This window comes from Wolbachia endosymbiont (group A) of Ophion costatus, from assembly GCF_963969245.1.
Classification (GTDB): Bacteria; Pseudomonadota; Alphaproteobacteria; order Rickettsiales; family Anaplasmataceae; genus Wolbachia; species Wolbachia pipientis.
This window is the reverse complement of the sequence record NZ_OZ017714.1, coordinates 681,703-700,112: the sequence shown is the minus strand read 5'-3', so window position 1 is coordinate 700,112 and position 18,410 is coordinate 681,703. Positions and strand designations below refer to the sequence as shown.

General features: G+C 34.6%; 13 protein-coding genes and 2 pseudogenes. 7 read left to right on the top strand and 8 right to left on the bottom strand.

From position 1 onward, the window contains the following. Positions 1–36 precede the first annotated feature (36 nt). The 8 genes and pseudogenes from AACH21_RS03470 to AACH21_RS03435 form a co-directional block, all read right to left on the bottom strand. Entirely contained in the window at positions 37–2,100 is a 2,064-nt protein-coding gene (locus tag AACH21_RS03470) for an ankyrin repeat domain-containing protein (protein ID WP_338482809.1), read from the bottom strand. Positions 2,101–2,124: 24 nt separating this feature from the next. Next, positions 2,125–3,069, bottom strand: a pseudogene (locus AACH21_RS03465) (IS481 family transposase); the annotation flags it as partial. Next, the gene (locus AACH21_RS03460; RefSeq protein WP_338482808.1) at positions 3,020–5,356 is read right to left on the bottom strand and encodes an ankyrin repeat domain-containing protein; all 2,337 of its coding nucleotides are present in this window, start codon (positions 5,354–5,356) and stop codon (positions 3,020–3,022) included. The gene AACH21_RS03460 and the pseudogene AACH21_RS03465, both read right to left, overlap by 50 nt. Further along, positions 5,336–6,520, bottom strand: a pseudogene (locus AACH21_RS03455) (ankyrin repeat domain-containing protein); the annotation flags it as partial. The gene AACH21_RS03460 and the pseudogene AACH21_RS03455, both read right to left, overlap by 21 nt. A gap of 3 nt (positions 6,521–6,523) precedes the next feature. Further along, positions 6,524–7,000: a hypothetical protein gene (locus tag AACH21_RS03450; protein ID WP_264686976.1), complete on the bottom strand. Its 477-nt coding sequence runs from the start codon at positions 6,998–7,000 to the stop codon at positions 6,524–6,526. 183 nt (positions 7,001–7,183) lie between these two features. Next, positions 7,184–9,076 (bottom strand): hypothetical protein, encoded by a 1,893-nt coding sequence (locus AACH21_RS03445; protein WP_338482791.1) that lies wholly within the window; start codon positions 9,074–9,076, stop codon positions 7,184–7,186. 133 nt (positions 9,077–9,209) lie between these two features. Further along, positions 9,210–10,430: a DNA modification methylase gene (locus tag AACH21_RS03440; protein ID WP_338482789.1), complete on the bottom strand. Its 1,221-nt coding sequence runs from the start codon at positions 10,428–10,430 to the stop codon at positions 9,210–9,212. Between the two features lie 103 nt (positions 10,431–10,533). Continuing rightward, positions 10,534–10,986: a crossover junction endodeoxyribonuclease RuvC gene (locus tag AACH21_RS03435; protein WP_226079873.1), complete on the bottom strand. Its 453-nt coding sequence runs from the start codon at positions 10,984–10,986 to the stop codon at positions 10,534–10,536. 591 nt (positions 10,987–11,577) lie between these two features. Here AACH21_RS03435 and AACH21_RS03430 point away from each other — a divergent pair. The 7 genes from AACH21_RS03430 to AACH21_RS03400 all read left to right on the top strand — a co-directional run bounded on the left by AACH21_RS03430 (position 11,578) and on the right by AACH21_RS03400 (position 18,401). After that, on the top strand, positions 11,578–12,066 hold the full coding sequence (locus AACH21_RS03430) for a sigma-70 family RNA polymerase sigma factor (protein ID WP_174515994.1): 489 nt from the start codon (positions 11,578–11,580) through the stop codon (positions 12,064–12,066). 100 nt (positions 12,067–12,166) lie between these two features. Next, complete coding sequence (locus tag AACH21_RS03425) at positions 12,167–12,988, top strand: ATP-binding protein (protein ID WP_338482786.1); 822 nt, start codon at positions 12,167–12,169, stop codon at positions 12,986–12,988. Between the two features lie 11 nt (positions 12,989–12,999). Continuing rightward, positions 13,000–13,788 (top strand): AAA family ATPase, encoded by a 789-nt coding sequence (locus AACH21_RS03420; protein ID WP_338482784.1) that lies wholly within the window; start codon positions 13,000–13,002, stop codon positions 13,786–13,788. A gap of 37 nt (positions 13,789–13,825) precedes the next feature. Continuing rightward, positions 13,826–14,326 (top strand): hypothetical protein, encoded by a 501-nt coding sequence (locus AACH21_RS03415; RefSeq protein WP_338482782.1) that lies wholly within the window; start codon positions 13,826–13,828, stop codon positions 14,324–14,326. Beyond that, on the top strand, positions 14,323–15,561 hold the full coding sequence (locus AACH21_RS03410; RefSeq protein ID WP_182160173.1) for an AAA family ATPase: 1,239 nt from the start codon (positions 14,323–14,325) through the stop codon (positions 15,559–15,561). Before AACH21_RS03415 ends, AACH21_RS03410 begins: the two co-directional genes overlap by 4 nt. A 17-nt stretch (positions 15,562–15,578) precedes the next feature. After that, positions 15,579–17,627, top strand: a complete 2,049-nt coding sequence (locus AACH21_RS03405) for an AAA family ATPase (RefSeq protein WP_338482781.1) — start codon at positions 15,579–15,581, stop codon at positions 17,625–17,627. Between the two features lie 90 nt (positions 17,628–17,717). Continuing rightward, the gene (locus tag AACH21_RS03400) at positions 17,718–18,401 is read left to right on the top strand and encodes a hypothetical protein (RefSeq protein WP_208571553.1); all 684 of its coding nucleotides are present in this window, start codon (positions 17,718–17,720) and stop codon (positions 18,399–18,401) included. Positions 18,402–18,410 lie beyond the last annotated feature (9 nt).

The following is an 18,410-nucleotide window of genomic DNA, read 5'->3' as shown; positions in this document are numbered from 1 at the left end:
CTTGGCATTTTATAGCTGCACCTCTTATATTATAACCTACCTATTGATATTACCTCCAAGCTTGGTTACTCCTATCTCAGAAAGACAAGTTGATACTTCTGAATGGCTGTGAACTGAAGCATTACTTAAATAACTTTGAGGCTCTAAACTTATCTGCTGTTTTTTTGTACCATCAACTTCTAATCTACCATCTCTGTTGTGTAATATCTGCTCTATTGATTGATTTAGCAGACCCTTATTAAATTGAGCTATAAACTTTTCAAATTTCTTCGGACTTAATTTACCAGCTTCTTTACCAGAACATGCTTTCTCTACATATGAGTTGAAAATCCCCGAAATCTCATCAAATTTACCACTCATGATTTTTCCTGTAACTTCTTTCTGTATTTCCACAAAATCAATATTTAATCGATGCATTGACACACCACTTTTTAATCCAGCTTGCTCTACTACTTTCTCAAATCCCTTTGTAATATTGAGTGTATATTCCTGTGCCTCTAGTGGAGATATAGACTGATCTATTGTAGAAATATACTTTTGACCTGTAACCCTTCTAATCAATAAGTCAAATAAAGTTATTGTACCATTAAAGTCAACCTGTGATAGATAGTGATCTCCCATTTCTAATATTGTATTTCTATCCTTAGGCTTAAATTTAACAGGTGCTTGCCTTTCACACATTCGTTTTAGATTTGCATTTACATAATCGACGTTGTCTCGAAAGAAACCTCCATTTTCTTGTCTTTTATCTGTACCATCAGATGGTAGTGTGGTACCTGTGAAACTACTATTACTTATCGACGCTTTGGCAAATTGCCCATCAACTTGTGATAATGAACTTGCAGTCCCCTCAGATTTAGAACTCAATAATCTACCTACAGAGCTTTTCACCCGACTAAATAAATCATTTATCCATGAAGATGGTTTTGCGCCACTGCTTGTTGCTATCTGAGGTTGGTCTATAGCAAGGGGTTTGCGTGATAAGTTATGAGAATTGTGATCTCCATGGTGATGACGGCGTTTGCGTTCTCCTCTTCCTCCCCTGAGCTTTTTTTCTAAGTATTCCACAATATTATTGTGCCCCTTGTCTTTCGCAATATCTAGCGGTGTTTTACCGTAATTACCTTTAGCACCAAGATTAGCATGAGCATCGACAAGAACTTTTACTATATCAGGACTGTTGGTATCAGCACCATAATGTAAAGGTGTCCAATTGTCTTTGTCTTCAGCGTTAACATTTGCACCACGATTAAGAAGTAATTTGACTACATCTATCCTGTAGTTTTCAACCGCTCCATGCAATGGAGTTGCTTGATATTCTCCGTTTTTAGCTTCAATATTAGCACCGTTATCAAGAAGGAGTTTAACTAGGTTTAAATCACCGATTTCAGCAGCTGAATACAGTAGTGTATTACCGTTCTTGTCATTGGTATCAATGTTAGCACCCTGAGCAATAAGACCTTTAGCTTCATTAAAACCACCGCTTTCCACAATAGTCAACAATTTTCTATCTAATTGTACTTGCTTCAAAATTCCTGCTATATCTAGGTAACCTTTTCGAGTAGCCAAATCTAAAGATGTTTGGTTATAAATATCTCTAACTTCAATGTCAGCACCTCTGCCAAGAAGGAGTTCGACTGTATTTAATTTGTTTCCTTGTATAGCTACATGCAATGGTGTCCAACCATTATTGGTTATATTATTAATACCGCTAATATCCTTGTCTAAAAGAAACTTAACTATTTCAAGATTACTACTGTACTGGGCAGCTACATGTAATGGTGTATTACCATACACATCTTTAGCATTAATATTAGCATTGTTATTGAAGAGAAACTCAACTACACTAAGTTTATTACGAGAAGCAGCAAAGTGTAAAGGCGTCCAACCGTACATGTCTTTAGCATTAATATTAGCCTTCTGATTAATAAGATCTTTAACTTCATTAAGACCTGTATCTTGCACTGCAGCTAACAATTTTTTATCTAATTCCGTTTGCTTTAGAAACTCTGCTACACTTGTGTTATTCTCTTGAGCAGCTAAGTCTAAAGGTGTTTTACTATCCTTATCTTTAACACTGATATCAGCTCCTTTGTTCACAAGAAATTTTACCACATCTAAGATGTATGGTCCCAGAGTGTGATGGTGTGGATTTAGTATAAATAATTCTGGAGACTGTGTCCACTGATAACATATAAATTCATAAGGAGTAAGACCCTTAAGAGTTTTGAGTCTCTTTGCATAATTATAAGCCATAACAAAGTTATAAAGGTGTTCTTTAAGTTGCTGGTGCGATTGATAGTAATACTTCTTAACTGTAGCATCCTTTAAAGTTTTATTCATACGCTCGACTTGCCCATTCGTCCAAGGATGGCTAACTTTTGTCAAACGATGTTCAATAACATTCTCTTCGCAAACTCTATCAAATATATGTTGGAAAGCATACTTATGACGCTTCTGGTTTGTAAATTGTATACCGTTATCTGTCAAAATAGTATGGATTTTATACGGTAAAATTCTAATCAAATTACGTAAGAACTCAGCAGCTATGGGTTTTGTAGCACTGTTACACAACTCAACATAGGTAAATTTGGATGTCCTATCAATAGCAACAAACAAATGTAATTTGCCCTCCTCAGTTCTAACTTCAGCAATATCAATATGAAAGTAACCGATAGGATATTGTTTGAATTTCTTTTTTGACTTAACTTCTCCATCAACAGTTGGTAATCTGCTAATGTTGTGTCTTTGTAAACAACGATGCAAGCTAGAGCGAGTCAAATGCGGAATTGTAGACTGCAGAGCGTAAAGGCAATCATCTAGTGGCAGTAGTGTATACTTGCGAAATGTAACTATTATAGCTTCCTCTTCTAGCGTTAAAACAGTTGATCTTGGATGCTTTGGACCCATATCAGCATCTTTCGTAAATGAACGTTTTCTCCACTTAATAATAGTTTTTGGATTAAGGTTATAATGCTTGGAGAGTTTTGCTATGCTCTCTTTTCTATTTTGTATTGCTCTACGAATCGTCTGTGTTGTTTTGGCGCACCCATGTAATATCTGTCCCATAATGACTCCTTAAATGATGATGATAGTATACCATCACTCTCTGGGACCATACATCTAAAGCATTGTAATATACAGCATAGTGCAGAGGTGTCCAATCACTACTGTCTTTAGTATTAACGATAGTTTCTTTATCTGAAAGAAATTGAAATATATCATTAAATAGACTCATATTACCATTGTAAACGGCATAGTGCACGGTAGTCCAGCTTGTTGAGAATTTATCTTTATCTGCAACGTCATCTTGATTTCTTTCAGCAGTTTTATCAAGGAAAAGATTAACTATATCCCACTTGCCATTTTTAGCAGCATATTGCAGCGGTGTATAACCGAACTTATCTTTTTCATTTATGAGAGACTTTAATCTTTCTCTTTGGCGAACTGCTTTTACTAGTTCATCAGGTTCTGAATACAAATTATCTTCAAAATTCATACTTTCAATTTTACCTATAAGAAACCTAATAGAACGCAATTTGCCTTCTTGAGCAGCAACATGAAAAAGTGTTTGGCCATCGTTATTTTTAGCTTCAATGTTAGCTTCGCACCCAGCCTTCTTTTGGCAAATCTCTGAAGCTTTATTAATCAGACCTTGTATTTCTGCTATATCAGACAAACTAAACCTGTCTAATCTCCGGATTATTATTGGTTCTAACCCTAAATCGAATTCCAATGTAGAAATCCTATAAGACTCAGAATTATTCCAATTTTTTACATTGATTACATGGTTAGATACTTCGTCGGAAAACACCAAATCTGTATTACTACTGGAAACCCTAATCTGATCTGGAGTAATATCTTTTAATATCACTACTCCTATGCGTTCTTCATCTTGCCCCACCGAAGTTAAAGTGCCATCTTGATTATGTGTGATACTGATAGACTTAGTGAAATCTATAACATATTCTTTTATAATTTTTTCATAATCATTCTTAAGTTTATCTTGATAGTCCATTATTCCATCAACCTCTTGCTGTAAACCTAAATATGAAAAAAAATTACCATTGTTCCACAGAAGAAAATTAACATCTCTCCATTTACTTTGGTCATTATAAAAATCTTCTACTCTAATAATAAAAGGAATCTCACCTTCTCTTGTTAATAAGAGATCATCTTCATCTTTATATTTCTCGATATCTTCAAGATTAGAATCAATCACTACATGATCACCTTCAAAATCCTTAGGCAACAAAAACATATTCTGAGTCTGTGTGGCATGGAAAAAGGGAGATAATTTGCCACTTTCTACGGAAGAGCCAGCACATGACATTGATTGTACATAAGGAATAAAGGTTTCTCCTTTACTGTTCATAACCATAAGGTGCCTATAGCTGTTACCCTTAAGATAATTTCTTACTTGAACATGAGTATTACTATAGTTTAAATGCAAGTTACACTGTTGAATTGAAAACTCCTCAGGAACTTCTGGCATAACCAACATATCTAATTTTTTATCATCTGAGTTATTATCAATAATAATCTCTCTTTTCTCTGTGTTGCTATCAATAACATACATATCACTTCCATTTCCACCTCTAGCAAACATACTCCTTTGGTCAAAATTTATTATATCTTCTCCTGAAGAACCAAATACCATATGTTGGAATGCGCTATTGCTTTGTAGTTTTGCTCTAACAACACCAAAAACTTTATAGTCCTTATTATTAATGAGTATTTCCTTGTAATGATTTTCTGCAGCATCAAAGCTATCAAGAGAATGTTCTGTATGTAACTCGAACGAGTTAATTTTTGTAATGGATGATTCTAGTTTCTCAATTTTAGGAATAATATTACTACCATTTTTATCTATCAGCATAAAATTAGGTTGATTACTGCCTTGCTTAATATAATTTTTAATATCAAGGGTATATTGATTACCTTGACCCAGCCCTATTTTTAAAGATAAAGTATTATTAGTCGAGAAATAAGATATTTCATCACAATCATCTAGCAGATTAGTTTCCGGAAAGATTACAGTTCCCGTTCCTTTTACATCAATTTCTGAATATAAATCTTTAGCCTCGTAATCTGTGGTTTTTATATAAAAGGTATAATCATTTTCTGCACCTGTAACTTTAGTGTATGGCGCAATAGCTACTTTTTTACAATTATCAACTGTATCCTTCTCATTTTTGCTCAAACCTCCACCACTATTTATAAAGACGTCACGATTATCGTTTCTAGTAAGGCGCCTAGAATTATATGTACATAAAACATTATCTGTCTTATTTTGCCTTCCAATATAGCTATACCTGAAAGCATCGACATTGCTATCAACATAATCATTGATCAATCGATGAAATGTTGGAAAGTTCTTCTGTCTTCCAAATAACACTATTTCCTTCTCTTTGCTCAGTAATTTTATTAATTTTGCGTTGTTCGTTATTATTGCATACTGAAAAACATCCGTGGCATCTGCTCCTCTCTTTAGCAACAACTTTACTACGTTAAAGTGACCATGCTTTACAGCAACATAAATTCCCGTTTTTCCACTCTCATCTACAGCATCTATTTCAACTCCTTCACCAAGAATACCGTCTATTAGGTCTTCATATCCTTTTCTGGCAGCTAAATGAAGCAAACTGTTTTTATCAGCTCCGTATCTATTACTTGCTAAAATCTTTACTATATCTAATCTATTTGCTTCTTTTGCATAACAAAATGGTGTCTTGCCATTATCATCCTTAATTAAAGGATCTATATCTTCTCGCGTTAGTAAAACTTCTATTGTTTTCAGCCTTTCAGCATAATGTAGTGGCGTTTTATTTTCATAATCTTGTAAGTTAACCCCAGCATTAGGAACATTTATTAAGCATCTTACAATATCTAAACATAAGTCCCTTTCGTCGTAATTACTACTACTTATAGCTACGTGCAAAGAAGATAATTTCATTGCATTTCTGCCGCTGCCAACTACATTAACATTCGCACCAAGATTTGAAAGTAATTTTACTACTCCTAGCTTCTTGTTGTTTACTGCATAATGAATTGCTGCATGATTTCTCGCATCAAGAACATCTTTGTCCGCATTTCCTTCTCTAATTAAAATTTCTACTATTTGTTCATGCCCAGCTCCTGCCGCTAAGTGTAACGGTGTATGTAGTAAAGCATTCTGCTCATTAACATTAGTCCCTTTGTCGAGTAAAAACCTTACAGCATTTGCTTCATTCAACATCGCAGCTAAGTGAAGTAAGCTATCTTTCTCCAATCCATATTTGTGATTGATTAGTGCTTGTAATATCTCTTCTCTTGCACAATCCAGGGCACTTTTACCATTATCATCAGTGATCAGTGGATTAATATTTTTCCTATTTAGTAAGAGAGCAACCATACTAAGCTCGTTAATTTCTACTGCATAATGTAGTGGGGTTTTCCCATTTAATCCTCTAACATTTACATCCACTCCTGGTTGATTAATAAGACACTTTATTAATTCTAAACTTAAGTTAGCAGACATTATTTAAAACTTAATATTAGATAATTCTTGTAATGAGTTTGTAATCTCTTCGGTTAGCGCCATATGAATCTTTTCAGTGTCACTCAGTGATGCAAGCAGTGCTGAAACTCTATTTGGAATATTAAGCAAATTATTACGTACAACTCTTGCTACATTAAATGCATCGCGCTTTACTTCCTCTACTGCTACAAGTTCACCAATCTCAGCCTTAGCTTTCGCCTCAAGAAGTTTACCTCGTTCCATTTCATTTTTTATTCGAGTTTTTAGCAACATCGTGGAAAGGTTACTTGTATTTTCGTTTTCTGGATTTTTCCTCCTAAGTGGCTGACTTGGATCTCTTATTGCCGCTACTGCTTCATTTGCTTGTTCTCTATTGATCAAACCATCCTCCAACTCAACTATCCCTTTCTTTACTAAATAACAGACATATTGCTTTGATACTCCTATCTCTCTTGCCCATTCTGTTTGTGTGATTTTCACTTTTTTTTCTCCTCTCTCTTGTTTCTACGAATTTTCTTCTTGAATCTCTGAAAAGGTTTTGCCAATATCAGCAGTTCCTTACCTGTTTATACTTTCCAATGTTTTAGAGATACTTTACTAACATCAAGCGAAGTACTCCGGTTTATAGCTGCTTTCTTTTTACATAGTGAAACTTGGCTATTTTCAACTAATACTATAAATTGCATCTTTGTAGTTATGAGATTCAACCACTACTTGCTCTAGCGTTAAACTGCTGCATTTGGCATCTTTACTATGGTTTTCTTCAAGCACTTTTGTCCTTGCTTCCTTTATTTCCTCAATGAACTTTCCATTAACTTTTTCTGGTTCAATTCTTTCCTCACAATATACAAGATTTGTGCGATTTGTTTTTCTGTAGTAATGTACTCCAAGGAATATCACTGATAGTGCAAGTATACTCGAGCCTATAAGTAGTGATAACCCTACGTTATTAATCAAAGCGTTCTGGTAAAACTTCTGTACACTATTAATACCACCTTCTACATACAGTAATAAAGGCAATACTATATTTGCAGCAACCAAACTGCTTAATAATGCTGTAAATAATGGCCTATCTTTGATTACTGATTCTACTTTATTTCTTCTACTAATGACTTTGTCGTCAATATTAATGAAGTTGTTCTTACCCTCCCAAGCGTTAAGTGTAAAATGCGAATGAGTACCATTGCCGTATTCCAGTTTGACTGATTTTATTACTTTATCTTTTGATTGATACTCTCGCACCTGATTCAAAGTTTCATTCGCATTCTTTCTCCCTATTTGACACTCTTCAGTATCTCTAAATTGCTTTATTCCACAAAATATCGGACTAATTGCAACCAATAATGCAACAGCTAGAATTGGTATAGTTACATAGATGACACTGTTTGCAAAAAATGCAATAAATTGTGCTTTATCCTGTAAATATACCAAAGCTGCAGAAACGCTAAGTGCAACAGCAGCTATACCGAAAATTATAAATTCCTTCTGCTGCACTGCATATTTTACTCTTGGCAAAATTCTATTTGTTTTCTTTTCTTTTTTAATTAACGGGGTTTCTTCATTATCACTTTTTTCTGATGAGCTAGTTGAAAGTGTAACTGGACTATCATGATTTAATGACATATTCTCCCATCCTTGATTGCCACAAGACTCACTCATTTCTGTTACTTGAGAATTTGATCTTGTCATCTCTGCACTTCTATTGTCTATTCCACTATCACCTCCTTCCAAACTCTTTTTTAAAAATTTTGTATTCAGATCTACAGGTTCACCAATTATATTTTCTGATCCTTTCTTAATTGATGTTTCTTCAGAATTTGACTTTTCCATCTCCGGACTTTGATCGTTTATTTCACCATCTAAACCTCTTTTCGAGAATTTTTTATTTTTGTCTATAGTTGCATACATAGGTTCTCCTATAGCTTCTTGCTCATCACATTTTTCTCCATTTAATTGGAAAGAAGAATGTGGTAGCTTTGGTGGTGCAATATCCTGAATAATACTCAACCGATGATTTTCTGCTGTTCTAGGTGAAGGTGGAGCTACATTTCTAATATTGTCCTTCTCCAACATTCTATTCCTAGGTAACGGCTTTGGTTTATCTCCTAATTCTTTATCCTCTTCCTCTTTTTGCATTTCTTTTGTATTGTCTATTTTGGGGTTGGAAGATGTGTTGGATGCTGCCTCAAACTGATCAAGAGAATACGGACGGTTATATTCTATTCCATTTGCCTCACAAACTGCATTAAATTCGTCCTCTATGTCTTTACCATCATCAAATACTAAAGAAGAACAACTCACTGAAAAATCAGCACCTGCTTCGTCTATTTTTGCTGTAATACTGCTATCGCTACTATTGCTAATCACATTTAAAGAAGCTAGTTTGCATTCAGTGTTCAGGTCAGGTTCTTGCTTCGTACCTTTTTCAAACAATTCAATTCTCTCCTTAACAGATAGTGTAGAATTTGAAACATTATTTTCTACTTCTTCAGAAAACGATGCTTCATTATTTGTTTGCGACGTTACTACTCCAGCTAACGTCTTTTCTTGATTCATTGAGTACACCACATTTAATCCAAAGTTATTTGTTACGCTAAACTCATTAAAATACGGTATATACCAGTAAATTAATATTACAACTACCAAGGCTTACTAAATTTCTGTTTGCGTTATCTTTTCCACTTTTTTCTTACTGTTTTTCTTCTTGAATCTCTGCAAAAGTTTTACCAGTACCAAAAAGAATTGCTTCCCTACCTGTGTACACTTGCCAACGTTTTATGGTTACATCTACAAATTTTGAATCTAGCTCTATTGTCCTACAAATTCTTCCTGTTCTCTCACATGCAATCAGTGTACTTCCAGAACCGCTAAATGGATCAAGTACTATGTCTCCTGATCTGCTGCTGTTTACTATTGCTCTCTCCATTAGCTCTACTGGCTTCATTGTTGGGTGCAGTGAGTTATGTATTGGCTTATCATAAAACCACAGATCACTTTGATTTCTACCGCCATGCCACTCACGTTTATTGCCGCTTTTCCATCCATAAAGCATTGCTTCGTATTGTCTTTGATAATCTGATCTTCCTAGCGTAAAGTGATTCTTCGCCCAAATGATAAAAGTTGACCATTTTCCTCCCGCTTCCTCAAATGCTTTTTGCAACGTTGAAAACTCTGATGATGATGCACAGATGTAAATTGCACCTTTAGTATATGCTAAAATATGAGTACAAATATCATAGAGAAAAAGCTCATACTTTTCACCTTGATTATCGTTTAGTATCTTTTTATCCTCTCTTTCTTGACTGCTACCATAATCAACGTTATATGGAGGATCACAAACAGTAATGTCTGCCATTTTATCATCTAACAGCGCTTTATATGATTCAACTACAGAGCTATCACCACAATAGATTCGATGATCACCTAAAATCCATAGATCACCTGGTTTTGTTATTTCTACCTTTTTGTCATCACCAACCAAGTCAGAAAAATCTTCTTTTTCACTATCTAAATCATCAAGGAAATGTTGAACTTTTTCTAATTCAAATCCAGTCATTTTAAGATCAAACTGTAAATCTTCTAACTCTTGAATTTCTACTTTCAAAAGCTCATCATCCCACTTTGCCCAATTAGCTGATTGATTTGCCAGTAATCGAAAAGCTTTAGTTTGTGGTTCATTTAAATTATCACTTAAGACCACTGGTATACTTTCCATACCAAGTTTTCTTGCTGCTTTAAGTCTTAAATGACCATCAACCACAGTGCCATCACTTTTTGCAACTATTGGTATACGAAAGCCAAATTCTCGAATAGAAGCACACATTCTGTTGACCACATCGTCATTTTTACGTGGGTTACGCTCATATTCAACTAGGTTTCGAGTAGGATAGTAGTGGATTGCTAAATTCATATCTTAATAATTAAAAAGTTAATATTTAAAATATATCTGACGCTAGAGAAGGCCTGGGGTCGAACCCACCAAACCCGCCATTATGGCCGAAAGGACCCACTTTTTATGGGTTTTTTGTCTTATTAATATCTTTACTAATATAGAACATTAATGCCAAAGCATCGGCCTCATTATCATCTCTAGGTGAAAAACTTTTTTCACGTATCGCTTCAATAACTTCACTCTTACTTGCATTGCCTTTGCCTGTTATAAAGCGTTTTATAGTTTTAACATTAACACCTTGGTAGGGAATATTGTTTTCTTCACACCAAGCAGACAGAACTGCGAGAAAACCGCCATAGCAATGCGCTGCATCAGTTCCTAGATGTCTTCTTACTTCCTCAAAATACACTGCAGTGAACTCATGTTTCAAAGAATTAAGCCAATTGTGAAAACTTAAAAAACACATTCCACCTCCACTGAAACGGCTACCATGAAAGCTTTTGCTTCCACTTTCAATTACTCCATCTGTTAGAATTGCCCAGCCGGTTTGCTTGCCGAGATCTAGCGTTAAGATTGACGTACAAAAACTCCTTTGTGTAATTAAAGTTCAATGCCCTGTATAATATATATGTACGATGACTCGCAAATTCGTCCGCAATTTTGAAAAAAAATTAAAAAAAATTTCATATCCTGCCATTTGAGTTTTTTTCATCTTTACTTATCTTAATAACTATTTTACATAACTTATATTACGCCAATATTTATATTATTATATTATCATATATTATATTTTACCTGTATTTAAATATATATATAATATATATAAGACTTCAGTAATCCGTAAATCCTCTTCACTGGCCGATTTTAGCCACTTAACTTTAGAAACGGCTTTTAGGAATAGAACATAAAAAAGACAATATTATCAATAACTTAACGATCACTGCTTTCTGAAATACTAATTAGTAACTCAGAAATTAGGTACGAAATTGGTAGTTTTTTACCTATGAAAAAGTAGCTTCAGTAGTGTATCAAAACGTTTAAATCTTATTTTAATTTTTAAAGATTTTATTCTTTTAGATAAAAAAATTATTACTACTTTTTTATAATAAATTAGTCATACAAAGTCTTGGTAAAAATCTCTATTCATGAAACTTTTGGAGTTTTTATGAAGAATTCTTATCAAGGAATCGATTCTACAATTGTTAAACATGTGAGATTTCAAGCTTCGCGCCTTAAATCCAAAAGCTGTTTTATTAACGAAAGTCTCGAAGATATAGAACAAGAGCTTTTTTGTCAGGTTTGGCAATATCTGAACCAGCACGATGAGAAAAGAAGTAGTTTTAGTACTTTCGTTGCTAGATTAGCTAATTATTGTGCTCGCAATATGTTACGCAATCAGTTGTGTCTAAAACGTAATATAACTTTTGATGACATAAACGACGATATTCCAGATCATAGGAACTCGGAAATCGAAGCGATAATTCGCACTGATATAAATAATATAATTTCAACTTTGTCTGAAAAAGATAGTAATTTATGTCAATTACTTAAGGTATTTACTATTACTGAAGTTTCTATAATAACCAAAATACCAAAGACAACTATCTATCGCACACTAGAACGAATACGCGATAAATTCTCAGTTTTAGAGTAAGTTATAAGCTCTCGATTATATTTGCTCAAAATTTTTTTTTGCAAATTGCGGACGAATTGCCTAGGTCATCGTACATATATATTTAGGTACTGGGAGAAAAATGAAAATAATGAACAGCAATGAACGGCTAAAAGTTCAAACAGGTATAAAAATGGTCATCTTTGGTCCTTATGGTATAGGTAAAACTAGTCTCTTAAAGACCATAAATGAACCAACGCTTTGTCTTGATTTTGAGGCAGGTTTACTTGCTGTTCAAGATTGGCAAGGGAATTCTGTAAGTATTCGTACTTGGAATGAGGCAAGAGATATTGCATGTCTCATAGGTGGTCCTAATCCTGCGTTAAAATCTGACTCAGCGTATAGCCAAAGACACTATGAGCATGTATCCAGTAAATACAAAGAGCTTGCTTCAGAGTTTCTCAAGTATCGATGTGTTTTTATCGATAGTATTACAGTAGCCTCGCGTTTATGTCTTTTATGGTCAAAAATGCAACCTGAAGCTTTTTCTGAAAGATCAGGAAAACAAGATATGAGAGCTGCTTACGGGTTACTTGCTCAAGAGATGATGGCTTGGCTCAATCAGTTTCAACATATTCCAAATAAAGACATCATTACAGTTGGAACTCTTGGGCAATACCTTGATGATTTCAATCGCTCAACTTGGCTACCTCAATGTGAAGGAGCTAAAACTGCAAGTGAAATTCCTGGGATAGTTGACGAAGTAATCAGTATGGTTGGAATCAAGAAAGATGATGGTACAGAGGTTCGTTCATTTGTCTGTCAGACAATTAATTCTTGGGGATATCCTGCTAAAGATCGAAGTGGATGCCTGAATATGGTTGAAGAACCGCATCTAGGAAAACTTCTTACAAAGATTAAAACCAAAGCTTTTGCAATTCAACCTATCACGCACAACATATAGGAGGTTATTATATGCTACAAAACTTTTTAACTATTGGTCAAAAAATTCCTTTTTTCAGTGTGAAAGAATACTTGGATGATCAATCGCCAATACCAGAAGATATAATCTCACCAAGAATTTTAACAAAAAGAGGCTTATTGGTACTGGGTGGCCCACCTAAAATCGGCAAGAGTGACTTTTTGATCTCTTGGCTTGTCCACATGGCCGCTGGTAGATCATTTCTCGGTATGACACCAAGTAGACCTTTGAAAATTTTCTACATGCAAACTGAAATTGAATATGAATATATGAAAGAACGTTTGCAACAACTTGATAATGAACTTTTGAATGTAGCTGCTAACAACTTAATCATTACGCCAAAAGTGCACTTATCATTTAATCATGATGAAATAAGTGAAATTAAGGAGATTGTAAATGAACGCTTTAAACCTGATGTTTTGGCCATAGATCCATTACGTAACATCTTTAGCAGTGAATATGGGAATGAAAATGATAATAGTGCTATGCTGTTCTTTCTGCAAAAGACTCTTGAGAAGCTACGCAGTGCTGTCAATCCAGATGCTTGTATTGTACTCACTCATCATACAAAAAAATTATCGAAAAAGATGCTCGAAGAAGATCCATTTCAAGGCCTAAGTGGTGCTGGATCTTTACGTGGATTTTACAGTACTGGTATGGTGATGTTTGCTCATGATGAAGAAAGCAGTGCACGCCAGATAGTATTTGAGCTTCGCAATGGTGAACGTGTGCCAAACAAACTTGTCGATAAGATAAATGGTCATTGGCAGCTAATGGAATAGCTAACTTTCACTTTAAAGTCAACTTATAGGAGAGCGTATGCTACAAGATTTTTTAACTGATTTTAATAATGCAAAACTGCGGAGCAGTTTAATACCGAAAGGTACAATAGTCAAGGTAAAAATGGCAATAAAGCCTGGAGGTTATGAAAATTGGTTCACTAAAAACTACACTACTGGCAGTATCTATTTAAATGTAGAATTTACCGTCACTGAAGGCCCATATGCAAAACGCAAGATTTTTCAGATTATAGGTATCAAAAATGGCAAAGCAGAAGGTGAAGAAGACATCTGGGGAGAATCTGGACGTTCTATGCTGCGTAGTATTTTGGAATCATCCAGAAATATTCATGCAAATGACACTTCAGAGAAAGCAGTTACCGCTAGAAGAATAAACTCTATAGCTGATTTCAACGATTTAGAGTTTACAGTAAAAGTAGGCGTTGAAACTAATAATACATACGGAGATAGAAATAGGATTACTACAGTTATTACTCCAGAATTACAAAAAAGTTTTCAAGATGATTGGTTGCCATTTTGAAGTATGACGAAGGAAAGTTGTGGGCTGCTGTTATTACTAGAGCTATTCAGGATGCAGCAGGAAAAAACCCTAAACTTAAAAAAGAGGCTTGTCAATGGATTCGCTCACGATCTTTTGAAACTGTTTGTGAGCTGGCTAATCTTGACTTTAAACGTCTAAAAAATATGTTGAACAAATTTGGAATAAACAAGGAGAATTTTATGGATTTTTCATCTAAAAATGCTTTGAAAATAAAATCATTATTAATTAATAACATCAAAGATTGTTTATCTTATTTGTTACCTGAAGGCAAATCTTACCAAGATAAATTCTATATTGGCAGTAGAAATGGAAATAAGATAATAGTTGAAATGGAAGGAGAAAATGCAGGAAATTGGTACAACCTGATCGAAGAAAAGAAAGGAAATATAATAGACCTTTGGACTTTAGTTAAAGGTAATATAGATTCTGCTGAAACATGGTTGAACGGTAAAGATGAAAGAAGTTCCATATTACAAGAAAAACAAAACGAAGAAAAAGCATTTTCTGTAAACCATTACTTAAACGATAAATCACCAATGCCAAAAGATATAATAGGCCCAAGAATTTTGACACCAGGTGGTCTTTTGGTCATAGGTGGTACTCCAAAGATTGGCAAAAGTCATTTTCTTCTTTCTCTATTAGTACATCTGGCAGCAGGAAGATCATTTCTTGGCATGAAGCCTACAAGACCACTAAAAATATTCTATCTACAAAACGAAATGGAATATGATTACATTAGAGAACGTATACAACAACTCAACAAACTTCCTCATTTAGCAACAGAAAACTTAGTTGTGACGAACAAGATGAATTTGACCTTAAATGAAGAAGGTATAGAAAAAATAAAAAATATGGTAGAGGAAAAGTTTGATTTAGTTGTGATTGATTCTCCTTATAATTCCGTTAACTATGGTCTGCAGCATGCAATAGAAAAACTACGTTCCAAGATTAATCCTATGGCTGGAATAATCATCATAAATCACACCAAAAAAGTATCTACCTCTACATTGGAAAAGAATCCATTTCAAGCTCTCGTTGGTGCTAACGCTTTAAGAAGTTTTTATACATCTGGAATAGTAATATTTCAACCCAATAAACGTACAAATATCTTACAAGTAGTATATGAACTTAGAAACGGTAGATCTATACCAACAAAATTCATCAATAAGATTAATGGATGTTGGAAAACTGCTAACGTTATAGCTAGAACATAAAAATTCTTCAGGTAGGTATGGATATTTATTGTTCACAAAGAAATGGACATTATAAATTATTAGGGAAGAAAGAACAATTAAGAACTCAACTCCTATCAAATATAAGGTCATGTCTTTCTTATTTACTGCCAAGAGGAACTTTTCGTGGTGATAAGTTCTATGTAGGTGATCTACAAGGCAATAAAGGACAAAGTATGATAGTGGAGTTAAATGGCAGTAAAGCCGGATTATGGCATGATTTTTCTACCGAAGAAGGAGGAGATATTTTTGATCTTTGGGCTGCTGTTACTGGAAAAAATCAATTTACTGATACGATAGAAGATATTGCTAAGTGGATTGGTTATTCGGAAAAAAATAACACTCTGGGGCAACCAACGGCATCATGGAACTATTACGATGAAAGTGATCAAGTGATTGTTACAGTTTATCGTTATAACACTGATTCAGGAAAAAGATATCTTCCTTTTGATGTAAAAAGGTCTAGTTTTACTCTACCAGAGACCAGGCCTTTATATAATATTCCAGGTATCGTGAAATCTGATAAGGTGATTTTAGTTGAAGGTGAAAAGTGTGCAGATGCTCTGATAGAGAAAGGTATGACTGCCACAACTGCAATGTTAGGAGCAAATGCACCAATAAAAAAAACAGACTGGTCACCACTTAAGGGTAAGCATGTTATTATTTGGCCAGACAATGATGAGCCAGGTAAACAATATGCTGAGAAAGTGGTGAAAAAGCTTACTTTTCTTGGTGTTTTATCACTTACTCTTCTTGAAATACCGGAGAATAAACCAAAAGGATGGGATTCAGCTGATGGTATAGAAGAAAAGATGAATATTCCTGAATTCATTGAAAATAACTCGAAAAAAATCATCGTTAAGCAATTTCTTAATATTCAAGAATGGAGTGTGGAACGTTTTATAGGTCCAGTACCAGAGCAAAAGTTTCTTGTTGAAGGGTTATTTCCTTTAGGAGTGACATCTATTCTAGCTGCAATGGGAGATACTGGTAAAGGTATGCTTCTGCTTGATTTAGCACTGAAAGTTGCGAGTAGAAAAGATCAGCCATGTGGTTTTGGTCCTTTAGTTACTGAACATGGATCTGTTGTAATATTCTCTGCAGAAGATGATATGAGTGAAATACATCGTCGTTTAGAGCGTCTTGACTCACAATGCGAGAGATTAAAATATAAGGATAGGCTCTTTATTGTACCATTACCAAATGTTAGTGGATCACTTACAATCATAAAGAGTGTTTCAGGTAAAGTTATAGAGACTTCTCCTGAATTTGAATCGATAACAAAACAACTTAATAAAATAAAAGACTTAAAATTAATCGTATTTGATCCACTTGCATCATTCGTGCATGCTGATTTAAATACTGACCCAGCCGTAGGCGATTATTTGATGTCTTTATTATCTGATTTAGCAGGTAGCACTGGAGCATCAATAATTACTGCCCATCATATGAGAAAGCCAAAAAGTGAAAAACCTATATCGACTGTTGAGCAAGCACGTGATGCCATTAGAGGTACATCTGCTCTTGTTAATGGTGTTAGGTGTTCATACGCTTTTTGGTCTGTGGAAGATGCAGCTAAAACGACAATTTTTAAATCAATAGGAGAATCTGTAAGACAGAACGCATTATTTTATGGAGCAATTGTTAAAGCAAACGGTTTGGCTGATCGCACTTTACGCACTTATTTAAGAAATGAAGAAACAGGATTGTTAGAGGACATAACTGAAAGATTAAGAATAAAAAATATGAACGAAAAAGATTCAAAGCAGCATCTTATAACTGCAATTACACGAGCAGCAATTTCTGGACATCCATTTACCCATACAGGAAGTACAGGAGTGTATAAACAGCGGCATAGACTACCTGAGGAGTTTCACAGTATAGGAAGAGATAGAATGGAGCGTATAGTTCAAGAGCTGTTACAAGCACGGAAGTTGGTTAAGGGAATGGCTACTGGTTCAAAAGAAGATAAATGGCTTGACATTCCTAGCGGACCATTTGCTCGCGGTGTTGGAAAGTTTAGCTGTGGAGCTGAGCTATTCTCCTAAAAAATTTTTCTGATATAAAAAAATATTTTGATTTTTGCGGACGAATTTTGAAGTCATCGTACATATATAATATATGAGGCTTAATTAAAAATGTCAATTCTCACACAGTCAGGAAGAGCAGCAATAGCAGCCAGCATAAAAAAGCAATCTATCCATCTTGCTTGGGGAACAGGTGATTCAAGTTGGAAAAGTAGCCATAAAGTAGAAAAAACTTTCGTTAAGGGTGAAATAAAATTTGATCATCAACCTATTAAAGATGTGAAGGTTGTTACAGGGCAAACAACTTATCAGCCAAGTATTGACTATACAGTTAATGGCAGTACTGATGTAATAAAACGTACGGAAAATAGCTCTATTCCAGTAAGTGATAAAGTTACTGTAGAGTATAGTGAAAGCACACCACCAGAGCTGATAACTTCTGAAAAACTGCTCAATGAACTTGGCAGACGTACTGCAGACGAAGTGCTATTCTGCACAGGTGATGAAAACGGTGAACTTATAACTCCATCTGGAAGGTTTAGGCCCTCAAATGTACCAACTAATAATCTCTATCTCAAATTTACTTTCGATTTCACGGATGCAGCAAATCAAGTAATCAGAGAGCTAGGGGTTATGGTTGGTACTAAAATAAAAGAAGAATTACCTGAAGGACAGAGATATTTTGAACCTCAAGATATAGAAGAACATGGGATTTTATTGATTTTGGAACATACCGTACCACTTATCAGAACTGCTGCAACTCGGGAAACTTTTTCATTTGTTGTAACTTTTTGAATTTTTCTA